The organism is Xanthomonas bonasiae, assembly GCF_014836395.1.
In the GTDB taxonomy this organism is placed as follows: Bacteria; Pseudomonadota; Gammaproteobacteria; order Xanthomonadales; family Xanthomonadaceae; genus Xanthomonas_A; species Xanthomonas_A bonasiae.
The window spans coordinates 80,239-98,045 of record NZ_JACSQX010000013.1 but is presented as its reverse complement, the minus strand read 5'-3'; the positions used below and the strand labels follow the sequence as shown (position 1 = coordinate 98,045).

Genomic DNA, 17,807 nt, shown 5'->3' with positions numbered 1-17,807 from the left:
GCCCCGGCTTGCGACCCCGCGGCGTAATCGAGCGAGACCTTACGCTTTCCGGGTCCCGGGTCCCGCGTCCCGAGTCCCGGCTTCAACCTCCATCACTCCCCCGATCGCCTCGGCCAACATGTCGCCGGTGACTGGCTTACGCACGAAAGAGGCGAAACCGGCCGCCTTGGCTGCGGCCTCGGCCTCGCCGTCGGAACGCGCGGTCACCGCGATCAGCGGGAAGTCGTAGCCGAGCGCGCGCAGTTGCCGCGCCAGCGCCAGGCCGTCGAGCGCCGGCAGGTCCAGGTCCAGCAGGCCCAGGTCGAACGTGCCCTGGGTCACTTCGGTCAACGCTTCCAGGCCATGCGCGGCGCAGGCCACATGATGGCCGCGGCTGCGCAGCAGTTCGGCCATCACCTGGGCCACGGTCGGTTCGTCCTCGACCAGCAGGATCCGCAGCGGCGCCTGTGCCCGCGCCGGCAGCGGCACCACCGTCGCCGTTTCGGCAGGCCGCGCCTGCCAGCGCAGCGGCAGCGTCACCCGGAAGCGCGCGCCGTGCCCGAGCCGGCTGTCGACCTGGATGCGCCCGCCCATCGCCATCGCCAGTTCCTGGCTGATCGCCAGGCCCAGCCCGCTGCCGCCGTAGCGGGCGGCGGTGCGCGGGCCTTCGCCCTGCTCGAAACGCTGGAACAGCCGCGCCTGCTGCTCGGCGCTGATGCCCGGGCCGGTGTCGGCGACCTCCACGCACAGCCCGTGCCCGCTGTGCAGCGGCGACACGTGCAAGGTCACCGAGCCGCTGGCGGTGAACTTGATCGCATTGCCGATCAGATTGAGCAGGATCTGCCGCACCCGCACCGCATCGCCGTTGACGGTCACCGCGCCCGGCAAGGTGTCGTGGCATTCGAAGCGCAAGCCGCGCGCCTGCGCCAGCGGCGCCATCAGGTTCACCACGTCGGCGATCAGCGCCTGCAACGCGAACGGTTGCAGGTCGAGCTGCAGCCGCCCGGCCTCGATCCGCGCCAGGTCCAGCGCATCGTTGACCAGGTGCAGCAGGTGCGTACCGGCGCGGCGGATCGATTCGGTATAGCCGCGCTGCTTGGGATCCAGCGGCGTGGCCAGCAGCAGTTCGCTCATGCCGAGCACGCCGGTCATCGGCGTGCGCACCTCGTGTCCGAGCGTGGCCAGGAAACGGGTCTTGGCCAGCGACGCCTGCTCGGCCACTTCCTGCTTGTGCAGCGCCAGCTGCCAGGCATGCTGGCGGCGCAGGCGGCGGCGGTAGGCGCGCAGCGAGGCCAGCACCAGCAGCGCGGCCGCGGCGAGCAGCCCGGCGATGCCCCAGACGCTGCGCCACCACGGCGGATACACCCGGAACGGCAGCCGCAGCGTCGGCGACCAGGCGCCGTTGCGGGTGCGCGCCTGCACCTCGAGCGCGTGCGCGCCGGCCGGCAACTGCGGCAGCGTGCGCTCGCCGGTGGCGCCGACCGCGACCCAGTCGCGGTCGTAGCCGGCCAGGCGGAAGCGGTAGACGATGCCCTCCGGATCGACGAACGACAGCAGCCGCGCCACCACGCGCAGATCGCGATCGTCCGGCTGCAGGGCGAAGCCGCCGCTCACCGGCAGCGCCAGCAGCCGCTCGCCGCGGCGCACCTGCACGCTCTCCACGCTCAGCGTCAGCGGCACCGGCGGCGGATCCGGCAACCGCGTATCCAGCAGCGCCACGCTGCCATCGGCGGCGGCCGCCACCAGCACCCCGTCGGCCGCCATCAACAGCCCGCGCTTGACCACTTCCTGGCTGCTCAATCCGTTGCGGGTGCCGAACGCGCGCACCGCGGGCGTGTGCCGCGGATCGATCCGGAACAGGCCGCGGCGCGTGCCCAGCCAGGCGCGTCCCTGCTGATCGACGACCAGGCCCTGCGACTCGGTCGCCGGCACGCCCTCGGCCGCCGCATAGCGATGCGCCTGCCGCCAGTGCCCGCCCTCGCGGCGCCACAGCTCGAGCCCGGACAGGCGATGCAGCCACAGGGTCTGCGCATCGGCGAAGGCGAACGACTGCACCCGTTCGCCGGCGAATTCCGGCGGGGCGCGGAACTGGCCGGCGGCGGTGTCCCAATAGTGCAAGCGCTCGGCGGCCAGCCACGGCGTGCCGTCCGGCGCCAGGTCGAACGCGGCGATATCGGCAGCGGCGGCCAGGCCGCGTTGCGGACCGTGGATGTTGTCCAGCACATGGCCGTCGGCGAGCGCGCGCACCTGCACGCCGAACCCGGGCGCGGCCACCCACAAGGTGCCGTCGGCGCGCTGGCGCAACCAGCTGTTGACGCCGATGTCGGGGGTCGCGTCGGCCGCCGACGCACGTCCCCACCCCTTCAGCGCGCCGCCGTGGGCAGGACCGCGCAGCAGCTGGGCGCTGCTGCCCAGCCACAGATCGCCGGCCGTATCTTCCAGCACCGACAGCACGCGCACGCCGGGCAGGCTGGGCGTCCAGCGCGGCTTGCTCAGCTCGCCGCTGGACGGTTGCAGCCGGTACACATTGCCGCCGGTCCCGGCCAGCCATACCCCGCCGTCGCGGGCCGGCGCCAGGCTGGCATACAGGTCCGGCGCCAGGCCGTGCGCCGGCCCCAGCACCGCCAGCCGCCGCCAGCCCGGGCGCAGATAGCCCAGGCCGCGGGTCGGCAACGACACCCAGAGTCCGCCCTCCTTGTCGCGCAGCATGCTCACCACCACGTTGGCGCCGGCCACCGCCGCCTCGCCCTCGGCGATGCGGCGCAACGCGCCGTCGACCGGCTTGTGCCACAGCCCCTGGCCGTTGCCGAGCCAATAGCCGCCGTTGCCGTCCTCGGCCATGCACAGCACCCCGCGCTGCAACGCGCCGGTCCAGTCGGCGCGCTGCCAGCGGCCATCGTGGCCGAGCCGGTACAGCTCGCCGTTGGTGCTGACCCACAGGCCATCGGACAGGGCGATCACCGCCGCGACCTTCTGCGGCGCATCCGTGGGACCGGGCAGGCGGTAGGCGCTGGCGCGCGTGCCGTCGTAGCGCACCATGCCCTTGAAGGTACCGATCCACAGCACCCCGGCCGCGTCGAAGCCCAGGCCGACGATCGCGCCGTCGAGCATCGCGTCGACCTCGCCGTCGCCGGCCTGGATGCGCTGCACGCGTCCATCCGCGGGCACCCGGTACAGGCCGCCGGCATAGGTGCCGAACACCACCTCGTCGCCGCGGCTGGCGATCGCGAACACCTCGTCGCTGCGCATCGCCGGTTGCGTGGCCATGTTGAAGTGGCGGAACCCGCGGCGCGCGGCATCGAGCATGCTCAGGCCGCCGCCTTCGCAGGCGACCCAGACCCGGTTGCGCGCATCGATGTGCAGTTCCTGCACGTAGTTGCAGCGCAGGGATTGCGGATCGTCCGGGTCGTGGCGCCAGATGCGGAACTCGCGCCCGTCGTAGCGGGCCAGGCCGTCGCCGCTGGCGATCCACAGGTAGCCGTCGCGGTCCAGCGCCAGCCGCGAGATCTCGCTGGACGGCAGCCCGTGCTCGGCGCCCAGCACGCGGAACCGCGGCAGCTCCGGCACCGACGCCAGCGCACCGGTGCAGCAACCGGCCAGCAACAGCAGCAGCCAGGCGAGCGTCCAGCCGCGGCGCAGGCGTCGAGGACATGGGATTTGCATCGACATCGGCTCCAGCGGCAGTGAACGATCGGCGGCGGATGAACACCGGCGCACTGCCGGGGCCGGCCGCAGACAGCGCGACCGCTCCGTGCCGCCTTGATGCGGCAGCGTTCTTATACCGCGGAGGGCCGCAAAATCCCACCCGCCGCGCAACGCAACGAACCATTGCGCCACGCGCTGGCGCAAGCGCCGCGGACTGCGCCTAGAATCCCGCCTACCCCTCCTGCCTGGCCCACCCATGCTCCAGCGCTGCCTGATCGCCCTGCTGCTGACCTTGCCGACCGCCGCGCTGGCCGCCCCGGCGCAGTACGCGCTGGATCCGGTGCACACCCGCGTGCTGTTCGCGATCGAGCACGCCGGCTTCTCCAAGGCGCTGGGCACCGTGTCCGGCAGCACCGGCACGCTGTCGTTCGACCCCGACGACTGGCGCAGCGCGCGGCTGGACGCGCGGGTGCCGCTGCAGCGCCTGGACCTGGGCGACGACAAATGGAACCGCGCCGCACTGGCGCACAACCTGGTCGATGGCGAACATTTCCCCGAGGCGCGCTTCGTCTCCACCCGGATCGAACCGGTCGACGCCACCCACGCCAAGGTGTTCGGCACGCTGACCCTGCACGGGGTCAGCCGCGAGATCGCGCTGGACGTGACCCTCAATGCGCTGAAGCGGCATCCGCTGCCGCCGTTCCGCCGCACCGTGGGCTTTTCCGCCACCACCACGTTGCAGCGCGCCGACTTCGGCATCGCCGCCTGGCCGTCGGTGATCGGCGCCACGGTCGAGCTGCGCATCGAGGCCGAGGCCACCCGCGACGGCCGCGCCGACCCCGACCCGCCGCCGGCGGACGCACCCGCCGACACCCCCACTCCCTCGCCCAGCGCCAGCCAGGAATCCACGCCATGACCGCCAAGAACACCGCCGAGCGTTGGGGTGGCGTCAGCCAGACCCTGCATTGGCTCATCGCCGCCTTGATCCTGTTGCTGGGCGTGGTCGGCCTGACCATGGGCGAGCTGCCGAAGACGCCCAAGTACTTCTGGGTCTACACCGCGCACAAGTCGCTCGGCCTGACCGTGCTGGCGCTGGTGATCGCGCGCCTGGGCTGGCGTCTGTACGCCGGCGCGCCAAAGCCGGTGCCGGGCACGCCGAGCTGGCAGGAACGCATCGCCAGCGCCACCCACGCGCTGCTGTACGTGCTGATCTTCGCCATGCCGCTGTCCGGCTGGCTGTACGACTCCAGCAGCGGCCTGCGCCCGTTCCGCTGGTTCGGCCTGGTCGCCGTGCCCAAGCTCAGCGCGCCCGACGCGCACCTGCGCGACCTGTCGCATGCGGTGCACGAATGGGGCTTCTGGATCCTGATCGCGGTGGTGCTGGCGCATGCCGGCGCCGCCTTCTACCACCACCTGTTCCAACGCGATGCCACCCTGGCGCGGATGTTGCCGCGCGGCTGGCTGACCCCCAAGTCCTGAGGAGTTCCATCATGTCGTCCCGTTTCGCCTCCCCCGCCGCCGTTGCCGCCAGCCTGGTGGCGATGCTCGCCGCCGCCCCCGCGTTCGCCGCCGATTACGTGCAGGCGCCGGGCTCGAGCCTGGTGTTCGCCAGCAAGTACGACGGCGAAGTGTTCACCGGCCAGTTCCCCAGCTTCGACACCAAGCTCAGCTTCGACCCGGCCAACCTGGCCAGCGCCAAGCTCGACGTGGCGATCCCGCTGGCCGGCGCCAAGAGCGGCAATGGCGACCGCGACTCCACCTTGCAGGGTCCGGACTTCTTCAACGTGGCCAAGTTCGCCACCGCCCACTACCGCGCCGACAAGTTCCGTTCGCTGGGCAACAACCAGTACGCCGCCGACGGCACCCTGGAACTGCGCGGCGTGTCCAAGCCGGTGACCCTGACCTTCACCTGGACCCCCGGCGCGCAGCCGGTGCTGGCCGGCAAGGCCACCGTCAAGCGCCTGGACTTCGGCGTCGGCGGCGGCGATTGGGCCGACACCAAGACCATCCCCAACGAAACCGCGATCAGCACCAAGGTGGTGTTCAAGGCGAAGTGATTCGCCACAGGCCGCAGCGGCATGCGGCCACTGGGCGGCGGATTCCCTCGTCGGGTCCGCCGCTTTTTTGTGTCTGGACGGGCACGGCAAGGGCATGGCCTGCCGTCTTGGCCAGCGATGCCTGGCTCGCTGGCAGGCCACGCGCTAAGCGCTCGCGTGCCGAGGCCGGCCAACGGCGCGCTTCGCCACGCATGCCACACTTGCGGCATGGAAAAGGACATCTTCAAGACCGCGCGCCTGATCGGCCGCCACCTGCGCCCATCCGACGTCGATGGCTTGTTCGCGGTCTATGGCGATGCCGAGGCCATGCGCTGGGTCGGCGACGGCGAGCCGCTGGATCGCGCGCAGTGCAGGGAATGGGTCGCCGTCTCCGAACGCAACTACCGCACGCGCGGCTACGGCATGTCTGCGTTGGTGGACCGCGCCGATGGCCAGACCATCGGTTTCTGCGGGCTGGTCCACCCGGCCGGCCAGGCGGAGGCCGAACTGAAATACGCGTTCCGGCGCGAACACTGGGGACGCGGACTGGCCACCGAAGCGGCGCAGGCGATGCTGGCGTATGCGCGGGAGGAACTGGGCCTGCAGCACGCGATCGCCACCGCGTATCCGCAGAACCTGGCCTCGCTGCGCGTGCTGCGCAAGGCCGGCATGCATCCGGCGCCGACCCGCACGGACGCCGACGGCACGGTGATCTGCTGTTTTGCATGGCATGCGGACGCGCCGCCGGCGACCGGGCAACCGCACGGCACTGCGCCCGCGGCCGGCCTGGCGGCGGAATAGGCGCACGGCGCTTGCTGTGGCCACACCGGATCGACCTCGCCGCACGAGCGCGATCGCCGCTTGCAGCGCGCCGCTTCAATAGACGAAACGGTCGCCTGCGAGCGGCGGCGTCGCCGCCGGCTGGCGCAGCGCGTGCGTGCGCTGCTCGAAGGCGAAGCCGTAGCCCAACAGCCGCCGCTCGCTGAACTCCGGCCCCAGGAACGACACCCCCACCGGCAGGCCGTCCGCGGTGAAACCCGCCGGTACCGTCAGCTCGGGCCAGCCCGCCACACTCGCCAGACCCGGACCGAAGTTGCCGAACAGACCACGCGCATTGCGCTGCGCGGGTTCTCCGATCCGGTTGATGCGCATGGTCTGGGTCGGATAGACGATCGCATCGAGCCGGTTCCGGGCCAACACCGCTTGCATCGACGCCTTGAGGAACTGGCGGCCCTGTTCGCGGGCCGCGAGATAGACCGCATCGGTCGGCGGCGCCGCCGCGGCCTCCTCGCGGTATCCGTCGCGGCGCCCCGGATTGGGGAAGGCGCCGGCCGGCGTGGCCGCGTTGAGCGCTTCGCTCAGCGCCAGGATGTCGGCGTGGCGCTGCGGATACCGCGGCGGAAAAGCCGCCGGCAGATACGCATCGAGACTGGGGGCGGCTTCGGTGCGCACGAGGATCGCCTGCAGCTCGCCGCTCAGGCGCAGCAGCCACGGCGGCAGTTCGATCTCCACCACCGACGCGCCGCTCGCCCGCAGCGCGTCGAGGGCCGCCTCCATCGCCGCGTCCACCTGCGGATCGTCCCCGGAAAAGTCGCGCCGCGGGAACCCGATGCGCGCCCCGCGCAGCGCATCGGCGCGCAGCCCGAGCATGGAATCGGTGGGAGCGCGGCCGTCCGCGTCGCGCGCCGCCGCTGGCCGCCGGTCCGCATCTTCCAGCACGCTCAGCACCAGCGCCGCATCGGCGACGGAGCGTGCGATCGGGCCCACCGCATCGAGCGTGGGCGCATTCGGCTGGATGCCGGCATAGCCGATCGCGCCGGTGGTCGGACGCAGGCCGACCACGCCGTTGGTTGCCGCGGGCCAGCGCGCCGAGCCGGTGGTGTCGGTGGCGATGCCCACCGGCGCGTAGCCGGCTGCGACGCCCACGGCGGTCCCGCTGGACGAGCCGGCCGGGCTGTAGGCGAGATTGTGCGGATTGCGCGTCTGCCCGCCCAGCGAACTCAGCGCCGGCCCCGACGCCAGCTCGCTCAGGTTGACCTTCGCCAGGATGATGGCGCCCGCCTCGCGCAAGCGCACGACCACCGCGGCGTCCGCATACGGCACCGCGCCGCGGAGGCCGTAGAAGCCGAGCGTGGTGGGGAGATCGCGGGTATCGACGTTGTCCTTCAGCAGCACCGGAATGCCGTGCAGCGGCGAGCGGCGTCCGCTGGCGCGGCGCTCGGCGTCCAGCGCGCGGGCCTGCTCCAGCGCGTGCGGATTGAGACTGATGACCGCATGCAGCTGCGGATCGTAGGCCCGGATCCGGGCCAGCGACAGCGCGACCAGCCGCTCCGAATCCAGGGCGCCGCTGTCGATCGCGCGGTTGATCTCGGCGATGCTCGCGGTCTGCAGATCGAAACGGCGCTGCGCCTGGTCGTGCGCTGCGGCGACGCTCCACAGCAGCGCAAGCACTGCCAGGCCCGCACGATAAGGAACCCTCATGTCGCCGCCTCTGCGTTTGTCGCCATGACTGGGGATGACTTGCATTGTGATGCCGCCGCGCCAGGCGCCGCTACCCGCCAGGCTACTGCGCGGCGGTCAGCCAGCCCGTGACCTGCGCGGAATCGAATGGCCATTGCAGTTCGCGCCCCGCCGCGTCGCGCAGCACCGGCACCCGCTCGCCGTAGCGCGCTTCCAATGCCGGGTCGTCATCGATGAAGATGCTGTCCAGGTCGCCCACGCGCGCCTGCGCCAGGACCAGCAGGGCCTGGTCGCACAGATGGCAGTCGTCGCGCTGGTACAGGGTCAGGGACATGGCCGCGGCTCCGATGCTGCGTTGCGGGCGTGCGCAATGCGCCAGGGGCATAGAATAGACGGTCTTTGGCCTTCCACCTCTCCGGCACGTATGGCTGTCAGCACCTTCGACCTGTTCAAGATCGGCATCGGGCCGAGCTCCTCGCATACCGTGGGGCCGATGCGCGCGGCTGAGCGCTTCGTGCACCGCTGGCTGCTGGATCCGGGCCGGCTCGGCGAGGTGGTGCGGATCCGCGCCGAGGTGTTCGGCTCGCTGGCGCTGACCGGGCGCGGCCACGGCACCGACAAGGCGGTGCTGCTGGGCCTGGAAGGCCAGCGCCCGAACCTGATCGACCCGGACATCATTCCGAGCACGCTGGAGCGCATCCGCAGCAGCAAGCGCATCAACCTGATGGGCCAGCACAGCATCGCCTTCGACGAGAAGCGCGACCTGGCGCTGAACAAGCGCCAGAAGCTGCCCTACCACACCAACGGCATGCGCTTCACCGCCTACGCCGCCGACGAGGAGGTGATCGCCACGCGCGACTACTACTCGGTCGGCGGCGGCTTCGTGGTCAACCAGGACGACGCCGCCGACGACCGCATCGTCGCCGACGAGACGCCGCTGCCCTACCCGTTCAAGAGCGGCGACGAACTGCTGGCGCAGGCCGCGCGCAGCGGCCTGAGCATCGCCGCGCTGATGTTCGAGAACGAGAAGTGCTGGCGCAGCGAGGACGAGATCCGCGACGGCCTGCGCGAGCTGTGGAACGCGATGCAGGCCTGCGTGGCGCGCGGCATCCGCGAGGAAGGCACGCTGCCCGGCGGCCTGCACGTGTCGCGGCGCGCGCCGGCGCTGTACCGCGAACTGTCGTCCAAGCCGGAAGCGGCGATGCGCGATCCGCTGACCACGCTGGACTGGGTCAACCTGTATGCGCTGGCGGTCAACGAAGAGAACGCCGCCGGCGGGCGCGTGGTCACCGCACCGACCAACGGCGCGGCCGGGATCATTCCGGCGGTGCTGCACTACTTCGACCGGTTCTGCCCAGGCAGCGACGAGCAGCGCATCTTCGATTTCCTGCTGACCGCCGCGGCGATCGGCATCCTGTACAAGGAAAACGCGTCCATCTCCGGCGCCGAAGTCGGATGCCAGGGCGAAGTCGGCGTGGCCTGCTCGATGGCCGCCGGCGGCCTGGTCGCCGCGCTCGGCGGCAAGCCGGGGCAGATCGAGAACGCCGCCGAGATCGGCATGGAACACAACCTCGGCCTGACCTGCGACCCGATCGGCGGGCTGGTGCAGATCCCGTGCATCGAGCGCAATGCGATGGGCGCGGTGAAGGCGATCAACGCCAGCCGCATGGCCATGCGCGGCGACGGCAAGCACAAGGTGTCGCTGGACAAGGTGATCCGGACCATGCGCGACACCGGCCGCGACATGCAGGACAAGTACAAGGAAACCAGCCGCGGCGGGCTCGCGGTGAACGTGATCGAGTGCTGAGATGATGGCGCCGGCGCGTCCTCCCTGTCCGAGCGCATCGCGCCGCCGCGGCGGATGCGCGGACCAGGCCGGAGCGCGGTCCTGCGCAGCGCGCAGCGCCCGCACGACGACGCTGCATGGGCGGCGCGCCACCGCGTGCCACGGGTCGGACCTGCCTGGATGACAGGCCTTGCGGCCGTCGCGATCGCCGACGCCGCGCAGGCCTTTGTTGCGCTACGGATAAAGATCGGCGCGCCTGCGCCGATAGCGACATTGACGATCCGCCGAACCGGCACTGGAATGCCCTTGCAGTCCCACCCCGCTTCCTGGTGCACCTGTGCGCTAAAGCTGGCCATGCTCCTGGGAGTGTGGATCTCGCTCGTGCCGACGGCGGCCGCCTTGCAGCCGGACAAGCAGTTCAACCACTACGAACGCCAAGGCTGGGGCCTGGAACAAGGGCTGCCGCAGCTGAGCGTGCAGGCCTTCGCGCAGGACCGGCAGGGCTACCTGTGGATCGGCACGATGGGCGGGCTGGCGCGCTTCGACGGCGTGCGCATGACCACCTTCGGCGAGAAAGCCCCCGCCAACCTGCCCGGCCCGTGGATCAAGGCCTTGCAGGTCGACCCGCGCGGCGACCTGTGGATCGGCACCTACCGCGGCCTGGCGCGCTACCGCGACGGCCGCTTCCGCAATCTGCTGCCGCAGGATCCGCAAGCCCCGCTGCTGAACATCGAAGCGATCGCGGTCGACGCGCAAGGCACGGTGCTAGTCGCCGCGCAGGATGGCGTCTACGCCGTGGTCGGCGACAGCCTGCGCCTGCGTCATCGCATCGCCGACGGCGCCTATGCGCTGCTGCCGCGTGGCGGCGAGCTGTGGGTCGGTACGCGCGGCGCCGTGCTGCGCTTCGCCGAGGGCGACGAGGAGCCGCTGCCGCTGCCGGCGGACGCGCACGCAGCGCCGGTGCGGCAGCTGCTGGACGCGCAGGGACGGCTGTGGGCCGGCAGCCGCGACGGCCTGCTGTTCCGCCGCGACGGCCGCTGGCAGTGGCTGCCCGGCGACCCGGCGGTGACCCGGCGCGCAGTGGAAGCGCTGTTCCAGGACAGCGACGGCAACCTGTGGGTGGGCCTGCCCGGCTATCTGCTGCGCGTGCGCGACGGCGGCATCGTCGAGCAATCCCTCCAGCACGGTCAGAATACCGTCGTCAGCGCGGTCTTCGAGGACCGCGAGCGCAACCTTTGGCTGGGCACCCAACTGAGCGGCGTGACCAGGCTGTGGAACGGCTGGACCCGCCGCTACAGCAGCTACGAAGGGCTGACCGATCCGCTGGTGTGGACGCTGGCGCGCGACCCCGACGGCTCGCTGTGGGTCGGCACCGGCAGCGGCCTGGCGCGGCTGCGCGCCGGCCGCTATCAGCAAGTGCTGAGCCGCGACCAACTGCCCAGCGACGTTCCCTACACCCTGCTCGCCGAACCCGGCCACCTGTGGATCGGCACCCGCCGCGGCGCACTGCTGTACCGCGACGGGCGCGCGGCCGAGCCGCCACTGCTGGCGCCGCTGCACGAACTGCAGGTCAACGGCATCGTCCGCGATCGCGCGCAGCGGCTGTGGTTCGCCACCAGCGACGGCCTGTTCCGCAGCGACGGCGTGCGCCTGCAGCGCTACGGCAACAGCGAGGGCCTGCGCGACCCGCGGGTCCGCCTGATCCACGAAACCCGCGCCGGGCGCCTGCTGATCGGTTCCCAGGCCGGCCTGTACGAAGTGCGCGGCGAGCGCATGCTGGCGCTCGCCGAGGCCGGCTCGGCGCTGGCCGACGCCGACGTCACCGCGATCCACGAACTGCCCGGCGGACAGTGGGTGATCGGCACCCTGTCCGACCAGCTGTGGGTGTTCGACGGCAAGCGCTGGACCATGTTCGACGAACACGACGGGCTGCCCGCCAACGCCGCGTTCTTCATCGCCGACGACGGCCACGGCAGCCTGTGGGTGGCCGGCCTGCGCGGCGTGTACCGGGTACCGCTGGCGAGCCTGCTCAAGCGCATCGCGGTGCCGGGCACGCCGCTGCAGGCCGAACTGCTGCTCAACGAGCGCGGCCAGCGCCACGGCGGCGTGCAGGGCCTGTGCTGCAACGGCGCCGGCAACGGCAAGGGCTTCATCGACAACGGCACGCTGTGGCTGCCCAGCCGCGACGGCGTGGTGACCATGGACACCGCCGGCATCGTCAAGAATCCGGTCGCGCCGCAGCCTGTGGTGGAACGGATCCGCGCGCAGGGCCGCTGGATGGCGCCGCAGGCGCTGCGCGACACGCCGCTGCCGGCGCAGGCGCGCGACCTGGATTTCGAGTTCACCGCGGCCTCGTTCCAGGCCCCGGAGAACGTGGAACTGCGCTACCGCCTGGTCGGCTACGACACCCAGTGGCGCAGCCTGGACGACATCCGCCAGCGCGTGGCCAGCTATACCAACCTGCCCGGCGGCGACTACGTGTTCGAGGTCAGCGGCAGCAACAACGCCGGCGTCTGGGCGCAGGTGCCGGCGCAGTTGCCGCTGCGGATCCGGCTGCGCTTCCAGGAGACGCTGTACTACAAGCTGCTGCTGGTGCTGGGCGTGCTGGCCCTGGCGCTGCTCGGCATCGGCATCGCGCGCGTGGTCAACCAGCGCCAGCGCGAAACCCTGGAACGGCAGGTGCGCCAGCGCACCGAGGCGCTGCAGGCGGCCAACCAGCGCCTGCAGGAAGCCAGCTTCACCGACGACCTGACCCAGCTGCGCAATCGCCGCTACCTGTCGCTGCACATCCCCAGCGACATCGCGCTGTACCGGCGCATGGCGGCCAACGACCAGGACATGCTGTCCTCGGGCATGCTGTTCGCGCTGATCGACATCGACCATTTCAAGTCGATCAACGACAGCGGCGGCCACCACACCGGCGACGCGGTGCTGCAGCAGATGGCGCAGCTGCTGGTCAAGCTGACCCGCGAAAGCGACTACGTGGTGCGCTGGGGCGGCGAGGAATTCCTGCTGGTGCTGCGCTCGGCGCCGCGCGAGAACCTGACCGTGGCCGCCGAGCGCCTGTGCCGCTCGATCGCCGCGCACTCCTTCGCGCTCGATCACGGCCGCCACAGCCAGGTCACCTGCTCGATCGGCCTGGCCGAATTCCCGTTCGTGCACGATCCCGACAACCGCCTGGGCTGGGAGCAGTTGCTGATCCTCGCCGACCGCGCGCTGTACCAGGCCAAGGCCAAGGGCCGCAACGGCTGGGCCGCGTACCGGCCGGTGCTGGGCACGCAGGCCGAGCAGGTGCTGGCGGCGCTGCAGGAGCCGCCCGAGCGCATGCAGCACCACGCCTGCCTGAGCCTGGTGCACTCGCGCTGCTGAAGCGCGTTGACGCGGCCCGTGCATGGCCCGGGCTAGAGTCGCGGCATCCCCGCACTCGCTCCAGCCCGCATGCGCCGACACACGCTCCTCGCCGCGCTCGCCGCCGCGCTCCTGCTGCCGCCCTGCCACGCCGCCACGCCCGCACCGCGCTACGGCGCGCAGCTGGAAGGCTTCGACTATCCGTATCCCGTCGCGCGCTACGACTTCGCCTCGCAGCGCCAGCCGTTGCAGATGGCCTACCTGGACGTGGCCCCGAGCGGCACGCCGAACGGCCGCACGGTCGTGCTGCTGCACGGCAAGAACTTCTGCGCGGCGACCTGGGAGTCGGCGATCGCCGCGCTGGTCGCCGCGGGCTACCGGGTGATCGCGCCGGACCAGATCGGTTTCTGCAAGTCGAGCAAGCCGCAGGCCTACCAGTTCTCCTTCGCGCAACTGGCGGCCAACACCCATGCGCTGCTGCGCCACGCTGGGGTGACCCAGGCGGTGTTCGTCGGCCACTCGATGGGCGGCATGCTCGCCGCGCACTACGCGCTGCAGTATCCGCAGGACGTGAGCCGGCTGCTGCTGGTCAATCCGATCGGGCTGGAGGACTGGAAGGCGGCCGGCGTGCCATGGCGCAGCGTCGACGACTGGTATGCGAAGGAACTCAAGACCGATGCCGCTTCGATCAAGCAGTACCAGCAGAGCGTCTACTACGGCGGGCAATGGAAACCGGAATACGACCGCTGGGTGACGATGCAGGCCGGGCTGTATGCCGGCCCCGGCCACGCGCGCGTGGCCTGGAACCAGGCGCTGACCTCGGACATGGTGTTCAACCAGCCGGTGGTGCAGCAGTTCGCGCAACTGCGCGTACCGACCACGCTGTTCATCGGCCAGCGCGACCGCACCGCGATCGGCAAGGACCTGGCGCCGCCGGCGCTGGCCAGGACCCTGGGCGACTATCCGGCGCTGGGCAAGCGCGCGGCGGCGGCGATTCCCGGCGCGACGCTGGTCGAATTCGCCGACCTGGGCCACTCGCCGCAGGTCGAAGCGCCGCAGCGCTTCAACGCCGCGCTGCTGCAGGCGCTGGCCGCGCCGAGCGCCGCACCGAGCACTGCGCCGTAGCGGCGCAGCGGATGCCGGCGCCTCAGCGCACCGCGATGCGCAGCACGTCGTCGAGCAAGGCCGCCGCGGTCACCTCGGCACCGGCGCCGGGGCCCTGGATCAGCAACGGCTGCTGCAGGTAGCGGTCGCTGTGGATGGCGACGCGGTTGTCGGTACCGGCACCGCTGGCCAGCGGATGCGCCAGCGGCAGCTCGCGCAATCCCACCGACGCGCCGTGCGCATCGAAGCGGCCGACGAAACGCAGGCAGGCGCCGTTCGCGCGCGCCTGCGCCAGGCGCGTCGCCAGCGGCGCATCCAGCGCCGACAACGCGGCATCCACGTCCCGCGGTGCCGCCGCGGCCAGCGCCGCCGGCAGCAGCGATTCGACCTGCACCTGCTCGGCGCGCAACGACAGCCCGGCCGCGCGCGCCAGGATCAGCAGCTTGCGGCGCACGTCCTCGCCGGACAGGTCCTCGCGCGGATCCGGCTCGGTGTAGCCGGCCGCCGCAGCCTCGCGCACGCAGTCGGAGAACGTACGGCTGCCGTCGTAGCGATGCAGCAGCCATGCCATCGAGCCGGACAGCACGCCTTCCACCGCGTGGATATGGTCGCCGCCGGCGGCCAGCGCGCGCAGGCTGCTCAGCAACGGCAGGCCCGCACCGACCGTGGCGCTGTCGCCGTAGTGCGCGCCGGCGGCATGCCGCGCGGCATGGATCTGTTCGGCGCGCGCCAATGCCGCGCCCTGGCCGAGTTTGTTCGCGGTCACCACATGCACCCCGCGCGCCAGCCACTCGGCATGCCGCTGCGCCACCGCCTCGCTGGCGGTGGCGTCGACCACGATGTCGCCGGCGCGCAGGTCGGCGGGCTGCGGCGCGCTGCCGCCATCGCCACGCGCGGCGGCATTGGCCACGGCCAGCGCCTGCGCCGGCGCTTGCCGGCACTCCTGCAGGATCCGCGAATTGGCCAGCCAGGCGAACGCCGGCAAGCCCGGGCGGCGCTGCTGCAGCACCTGGTAGCGCGCGACGAAGGCGCGGCCGACCGTGCCGGTGCCGAGCAGACCGAGTCGCGGCAATGCGGCATCGGCGGCCGGCGCCGGCGCCGGCGCTATTGCATCGGCGACGCTGTCGCTCACGCGTCCACCCGTTTGCGCGCCACCGCCTCGCCCGCCTGCTGCGCACGCAGCAGACCCGCCTGCAGGTCGGCGATCAGGTCCTCGCTGGACTCGATGCCCACCGACAGCCGCAGCAGGCCATCGCTGATGCCGGCATTGGCGCGCGCTTCGGCGGTCATCGCCGCGTGCGTCATCGACGCCGGATGCGCGACCAGGCTCTCGACCCCGCCCAGCGACTCGGCCAGGGTGAAATAGCGCAGCCCATCGACGAAGGCACGTACCTCGGCTTCGCCACCGGCCAGCTCGAAGCTGATCATCGCGCCGAAGCCGGTCTGCTGCCGCGCCGCCACCGCATGCCCCGGATGCGTGGCCAGGCCCGGGTAATAGACCTGGTTGACCGCCGCATGCCCGTCGAGCAGCGCCACCACCGCCTGTGCGTTCTCCTGGTGCACGCGCAGGCGCGCATCCAGCGTGCGCAGGCCGCGCAGGGTCAGGAACGCATCGAACGGCGAACCGGTCAGGCCCAGCGCGTTGGCCCACCACACCAACTGCTGGTGCAGTTCGGCGGTGGCGGCGATCACCGCGCCGCCGACCACGTCGCTGTGGCCGTTGACGTACTTGGTGGTGGAATGGATGACCAGGTCGGCGCCGAAGGCGATGGGCTTCTGCAGCGCCGGCGACAGGAAGGTGTTGTCGACCACCGCCAGCGCGCCGGCCTTGTGCGCGGCATCGATGACGAAGCGCAGGTCGGTGATGCGCAGCAGCGGATTGGACGGGGTCTCGATCAGCACCAGCTGCGGCGACTGCGCCAGCGCCTCGGCCAGCGAGCGCGGGTCGGTCAGGTCGGCGGTGATCAGTTCGAAATGGCCCTTCTTGGCCAGCGCGTTGAACAGGCGCCAGCTGCCGCCGTACGCATCGTGCGGCACCACCAGCTTGTCGCCCGGCTGCAGCAGCGCGTTCAGCACCAGGTTGATCGCGCCCATGCCGGTGGCGGTGATCACGCCGCCGGCGCCGCCTTCCAGCTCCGCCAACGCTTCGCCGAGCAGGTCGCGGGTCGGATTGCCGCTGCGGGTGTAGTCGTACTGGCGCTTGTTGCCGAAGCCGTCGAAGCTGAAGTTCGACGACAGCACGATCGGCGGGGTCACCGCGCCGTAGGCGGTATCGCGATCGATGCCGGCGCGCACCGCGGCGGTGGCGGCGCTGCAGGGCAGTTCGTTGTCGTGGGCAGTGCTCATGCGGTAGCTCCGGTGGGGCGAAGGGCGGTGGCGAGGATCGCGTCGATGCGGTCGGTTTCTTTCAGGAAGGCGTCGTGGCCGTACGGCGAACGCAGCACGCGCAGGCTGCCGCGCGGGCCCAGGCCTTCGACCAGGGTGACCAGGTCGGCCAGCGGCACCAGGCGGTCGCCTTCGACCGCGACCACCACGGTCGGCACGGCGACGGCGGCCGGGTCGATGCGGTGCAGGTCGATGGATTCGGACAGGCGCAGGTAGGCGTTGACCTGGGTGCGCGCCACGTACTGCGCGCCGGCGGCATCCAGGTAGTCCTCGGCGGCGACGCGGACGCGGCCGTTGATCACTTCCGGCGGCGCATCGAAGCGCTCGCCGAATTCTTCCGGGGTGCGGTAGCTGAGCATCGCGAACTGCCGCGCCAGCGACAGCCCGTGGCTCTCGGCGCATTGCAACTGGCCCAGCGCCACCGCGCGGCGCTGCAGCGCGCGCCACGCCGCGGCATACGGATGCGCGCGGTGCGCGCCGCTGACCGCGACCAGTTTCAGCAAGCGCTGCGGATGCCGCACCGCCAGCTGCAGGCCGACCAGCGCGCCGTAGGAATAGCCGACGAAGCCGTGCAGCTGGGCGATGCCCAGCGCATCCAGCAGCGCGGCGATCGCATCGGCCTGGTCAGCGCTGTCGATCGGCGCGTCCAGACTGCCGTCGGCGCCGACGAAATCGAACGCCAGCAGCCGCCGCTGGCTCGGGTCCAGCGCCCGTCCCGGCGCGACCAGGTCTTCGGCCCAGCCCTTCTCGGGAAAGCTCGCGTTGGCGGCGAGATGGCGATGCGCGGAGATGCCGCCGGCGACGAACACCACCGGCGCGTCCGCCGGACCGGTCAGCTCGTAGCGCAGGCGCAGCAACTGCACGCCGGCGTGGCGCAGCGGCAGCGCCACCGCCACTTCGCCGCGCAGCGCGAGCACGCCGTCGGCGGCCGGCGCAACGGCGGCGGCATAGCGGTCGAGCGGGGCATTCACAGCAAGGGGGCGATTTGGCGTATTCACGAGGCTCATGGCGGTATCCGGGGAGGAACGGCCATCGAGCTTCGCGGAGCTCGCGTTCGACGTGCG

The 17,807-nt window shown here is 71.7% G+C and carries 13 protein-coding genes; 7 read left to right on the top strand and 6 right to left on the bottom strand.

Annotated elements, in window-relative coordinates; all coding sequences use genetic code 11:
* Nucleotides 1-39 precede the first annotated feature (39 nt).
* Nucleotides 40-3,642, bottom strand: a complete 3,603-nt coding sequence (locus H9658_RS19035; RefSeq protein WP_191826562.1) for an ATP-binding protein — start codon at nucleotides 3,640-3,642, stop codon at nucleotides 40-42.
* Between the two features lie 238 nt (nucleotides 3,643-3,880).
* Here H9658_RS19035 and H9658_RS19030 point away from each other — a divergent pair, with 238 nt between their 5' ends.
* The 4 genes from H9658_RS19030 to H9658_RS19015 all read left to right on the top strand — a co-directional run bounded on the left by H9658_RS19030 (nucleotide 3,881) and on the right by H9658_RS19015 (nucleotide 6,461).
* A complete protein-coding gene (locus H9658_RS19030; protein ID WP_191826561.1) occupies nucleotides 3,881-4,540 on the top strand; it encodes a YceI family protein in 660 nt (219 codons plus the stop codon).
* Nucleotides 4,537-5,103 (top strand): cytochrome b, encoded by a 567-nt coding sequence (locus tag H9658_RS19025; RefSeq protein ID WP_179566315.1) that lies wholly within the window; start codon nucleotides 4,537-4,539, stop codon nucleotides 5,101-5,103. Before H9658_RS19030 ends, H9658_RS19025 begins: the two co-directional genes overlap by 4 nt.
* 11 nt (nucleotides 5,104-5,114) lie before the next feature.
* Nucleotides 5,115-5,681 carry a YceI family protein gene (locus H9658_RS19020; RefSeq protein WP_191826560.1) on the top strand — a complete coding sequence of 189 codons (567 nt, stop codon included), beginning with the start codon at nucleotides 5,115-5,117 and terminating at the stop codon, nucleotides 5,679-5,681.
* 207 nt (nucleotides 5,682-5,888) lie between these two features.
* On the top strand, nucleotides 5,889-6,461 hold the full coding sequence (locus tag H9658_RS19015) for a GNAT family N-acetyltransferase (RefSeq protein ID WP_191826559.1): 573 nt from the start codon (nucleotides 5,889-5,891) through the stop codon (nucleotides 6,459-6,461).
* Between the two features lie 75 nt (nucleotides 6,462-6,536).
* Here H9658_RS19015 and H9658_RS19010 read toward each other — a convergent pair whose 3' ends face one another.
* A complete protein-coding gene (locus tag H9658_RS19010; RefSeq protein WP_191826558.1) occupies nucleotides 6,537-8,141 on the bottom strand; it encodes an amidase in 1,605 nt (534 codons plus the stop codon).
* 82 nt (nucleotides 8,142-8,223) lie between these two features.
* Nucleotides 8,224-8,454 (bottom strand): glutaredoxin family protein, encoded by a 231-nt coding sequence (locus H9658_RS19005; protein WP_191826557.1) that lies wholly within the window; start codon nucleotides 8,452-8,454, stop codon nucleotides 8,224-8,226.
* 90 nt (nucleotides 8,455-8,544) lie between these two features.
* On the opposite strand from H9658_RS19005, the gene H9658_RS19000 reads away from it, so the two are divergent.
* The 3 genes from H9658_RS19000 (at nucleotide 8,545) to H9658_RS18990 (ending at nucleotide 14,379) form a co-directional block, all read left to right on the top strand.
* On the top strand, nucleotides 8,545-9,927 hold the full coding sequence (locus tag H9658_RS19000; protein ID WP_179566321.1) for an L-serine ammonia-lyase: 1,383 nt from the start codon (nucleotides 8,545-8,547) through the stop codon (nucleotides 9,925-9,927).
* A gap of 360 nt (nucleotides 9,928-10,287) precedes the next feature.
* Nucleotides 10,288-13,275, top strand: coding sequence for a ligand-binding sensor domain-containing diguanylate cyclase (locus H9658_RS18995; RefSeq protein ID WP_318241435.1), 2,988 nt, complete (start codon nucleotides 10,288-10,290; stop codon nucleotides 13,273-13,275).
* A 69-nt stretch (nucleotides 13,276-13,344) separates the two neighbouring features.
* Nucleotides 13,345-14,379 carry an alpha/beta fold hydrolase gene (locus H9658_RS18990; RefSeq protein ID WP_191826555.1) on the top strand — a complete coding sequence of 345 codons (1,035 nt, stop codon included), beginning with the start codon at nucleotides 13,345-13,347 and terminating at the stop codon, nucleotides 14,377-14,379.
* A 22-nt stretch (nucleotides 14,380-14,401) separates the two neighbouring features.
* Here the strand turns inward: H9658_RS18990 and H9658_RS18985 are convergent, their stop codons facing one another.
* From H9658_RS18985 to metX, 3 genes are read right to left on the bottom strand one after another with little or no spacing between them, the layout of a single operon-like run.
* Nucleotides 14,402-15,466, bottom strand: coding sequence for a homoserine dehydrogenase (locus tag H9658_RS18985; RefSeq protein WP_191826586.1), 1,065 nt, complete (start codon nucleotides 15,464-15,466; stop codon nucleotides 14,402-14,404).
* A gap of 20 nt (nucleotides 15,467-15,486) precedes the next feature.
* Entirely contained in the window at nucleotides 15,487-16,704 is a 1,218-nt protein-coding gene (locus tag H9658_RS18980; protein WP_191826554.1) for an O-succinylhomoserine (thiol)-lyase, read from the bottom strand.
* Nucleotides 16,701-17,750: a homoserine O-succinyltransferase MetX gene (gene metX, locus H9658_RS18975; protein WP_191826553.1), complete on the bottom strand. Its 1,050-nt coding sequence runs from the start codon at nucleotides 17,748-17,750 to the stop codon at nucleotides 16,701-16,703. Before metX ends, H9658_RS18980 begins: the two co-directional genes overlap by 4 nt.
* Nucleotides 17,751-17,807: the final 57 nt, after the last annotated feature.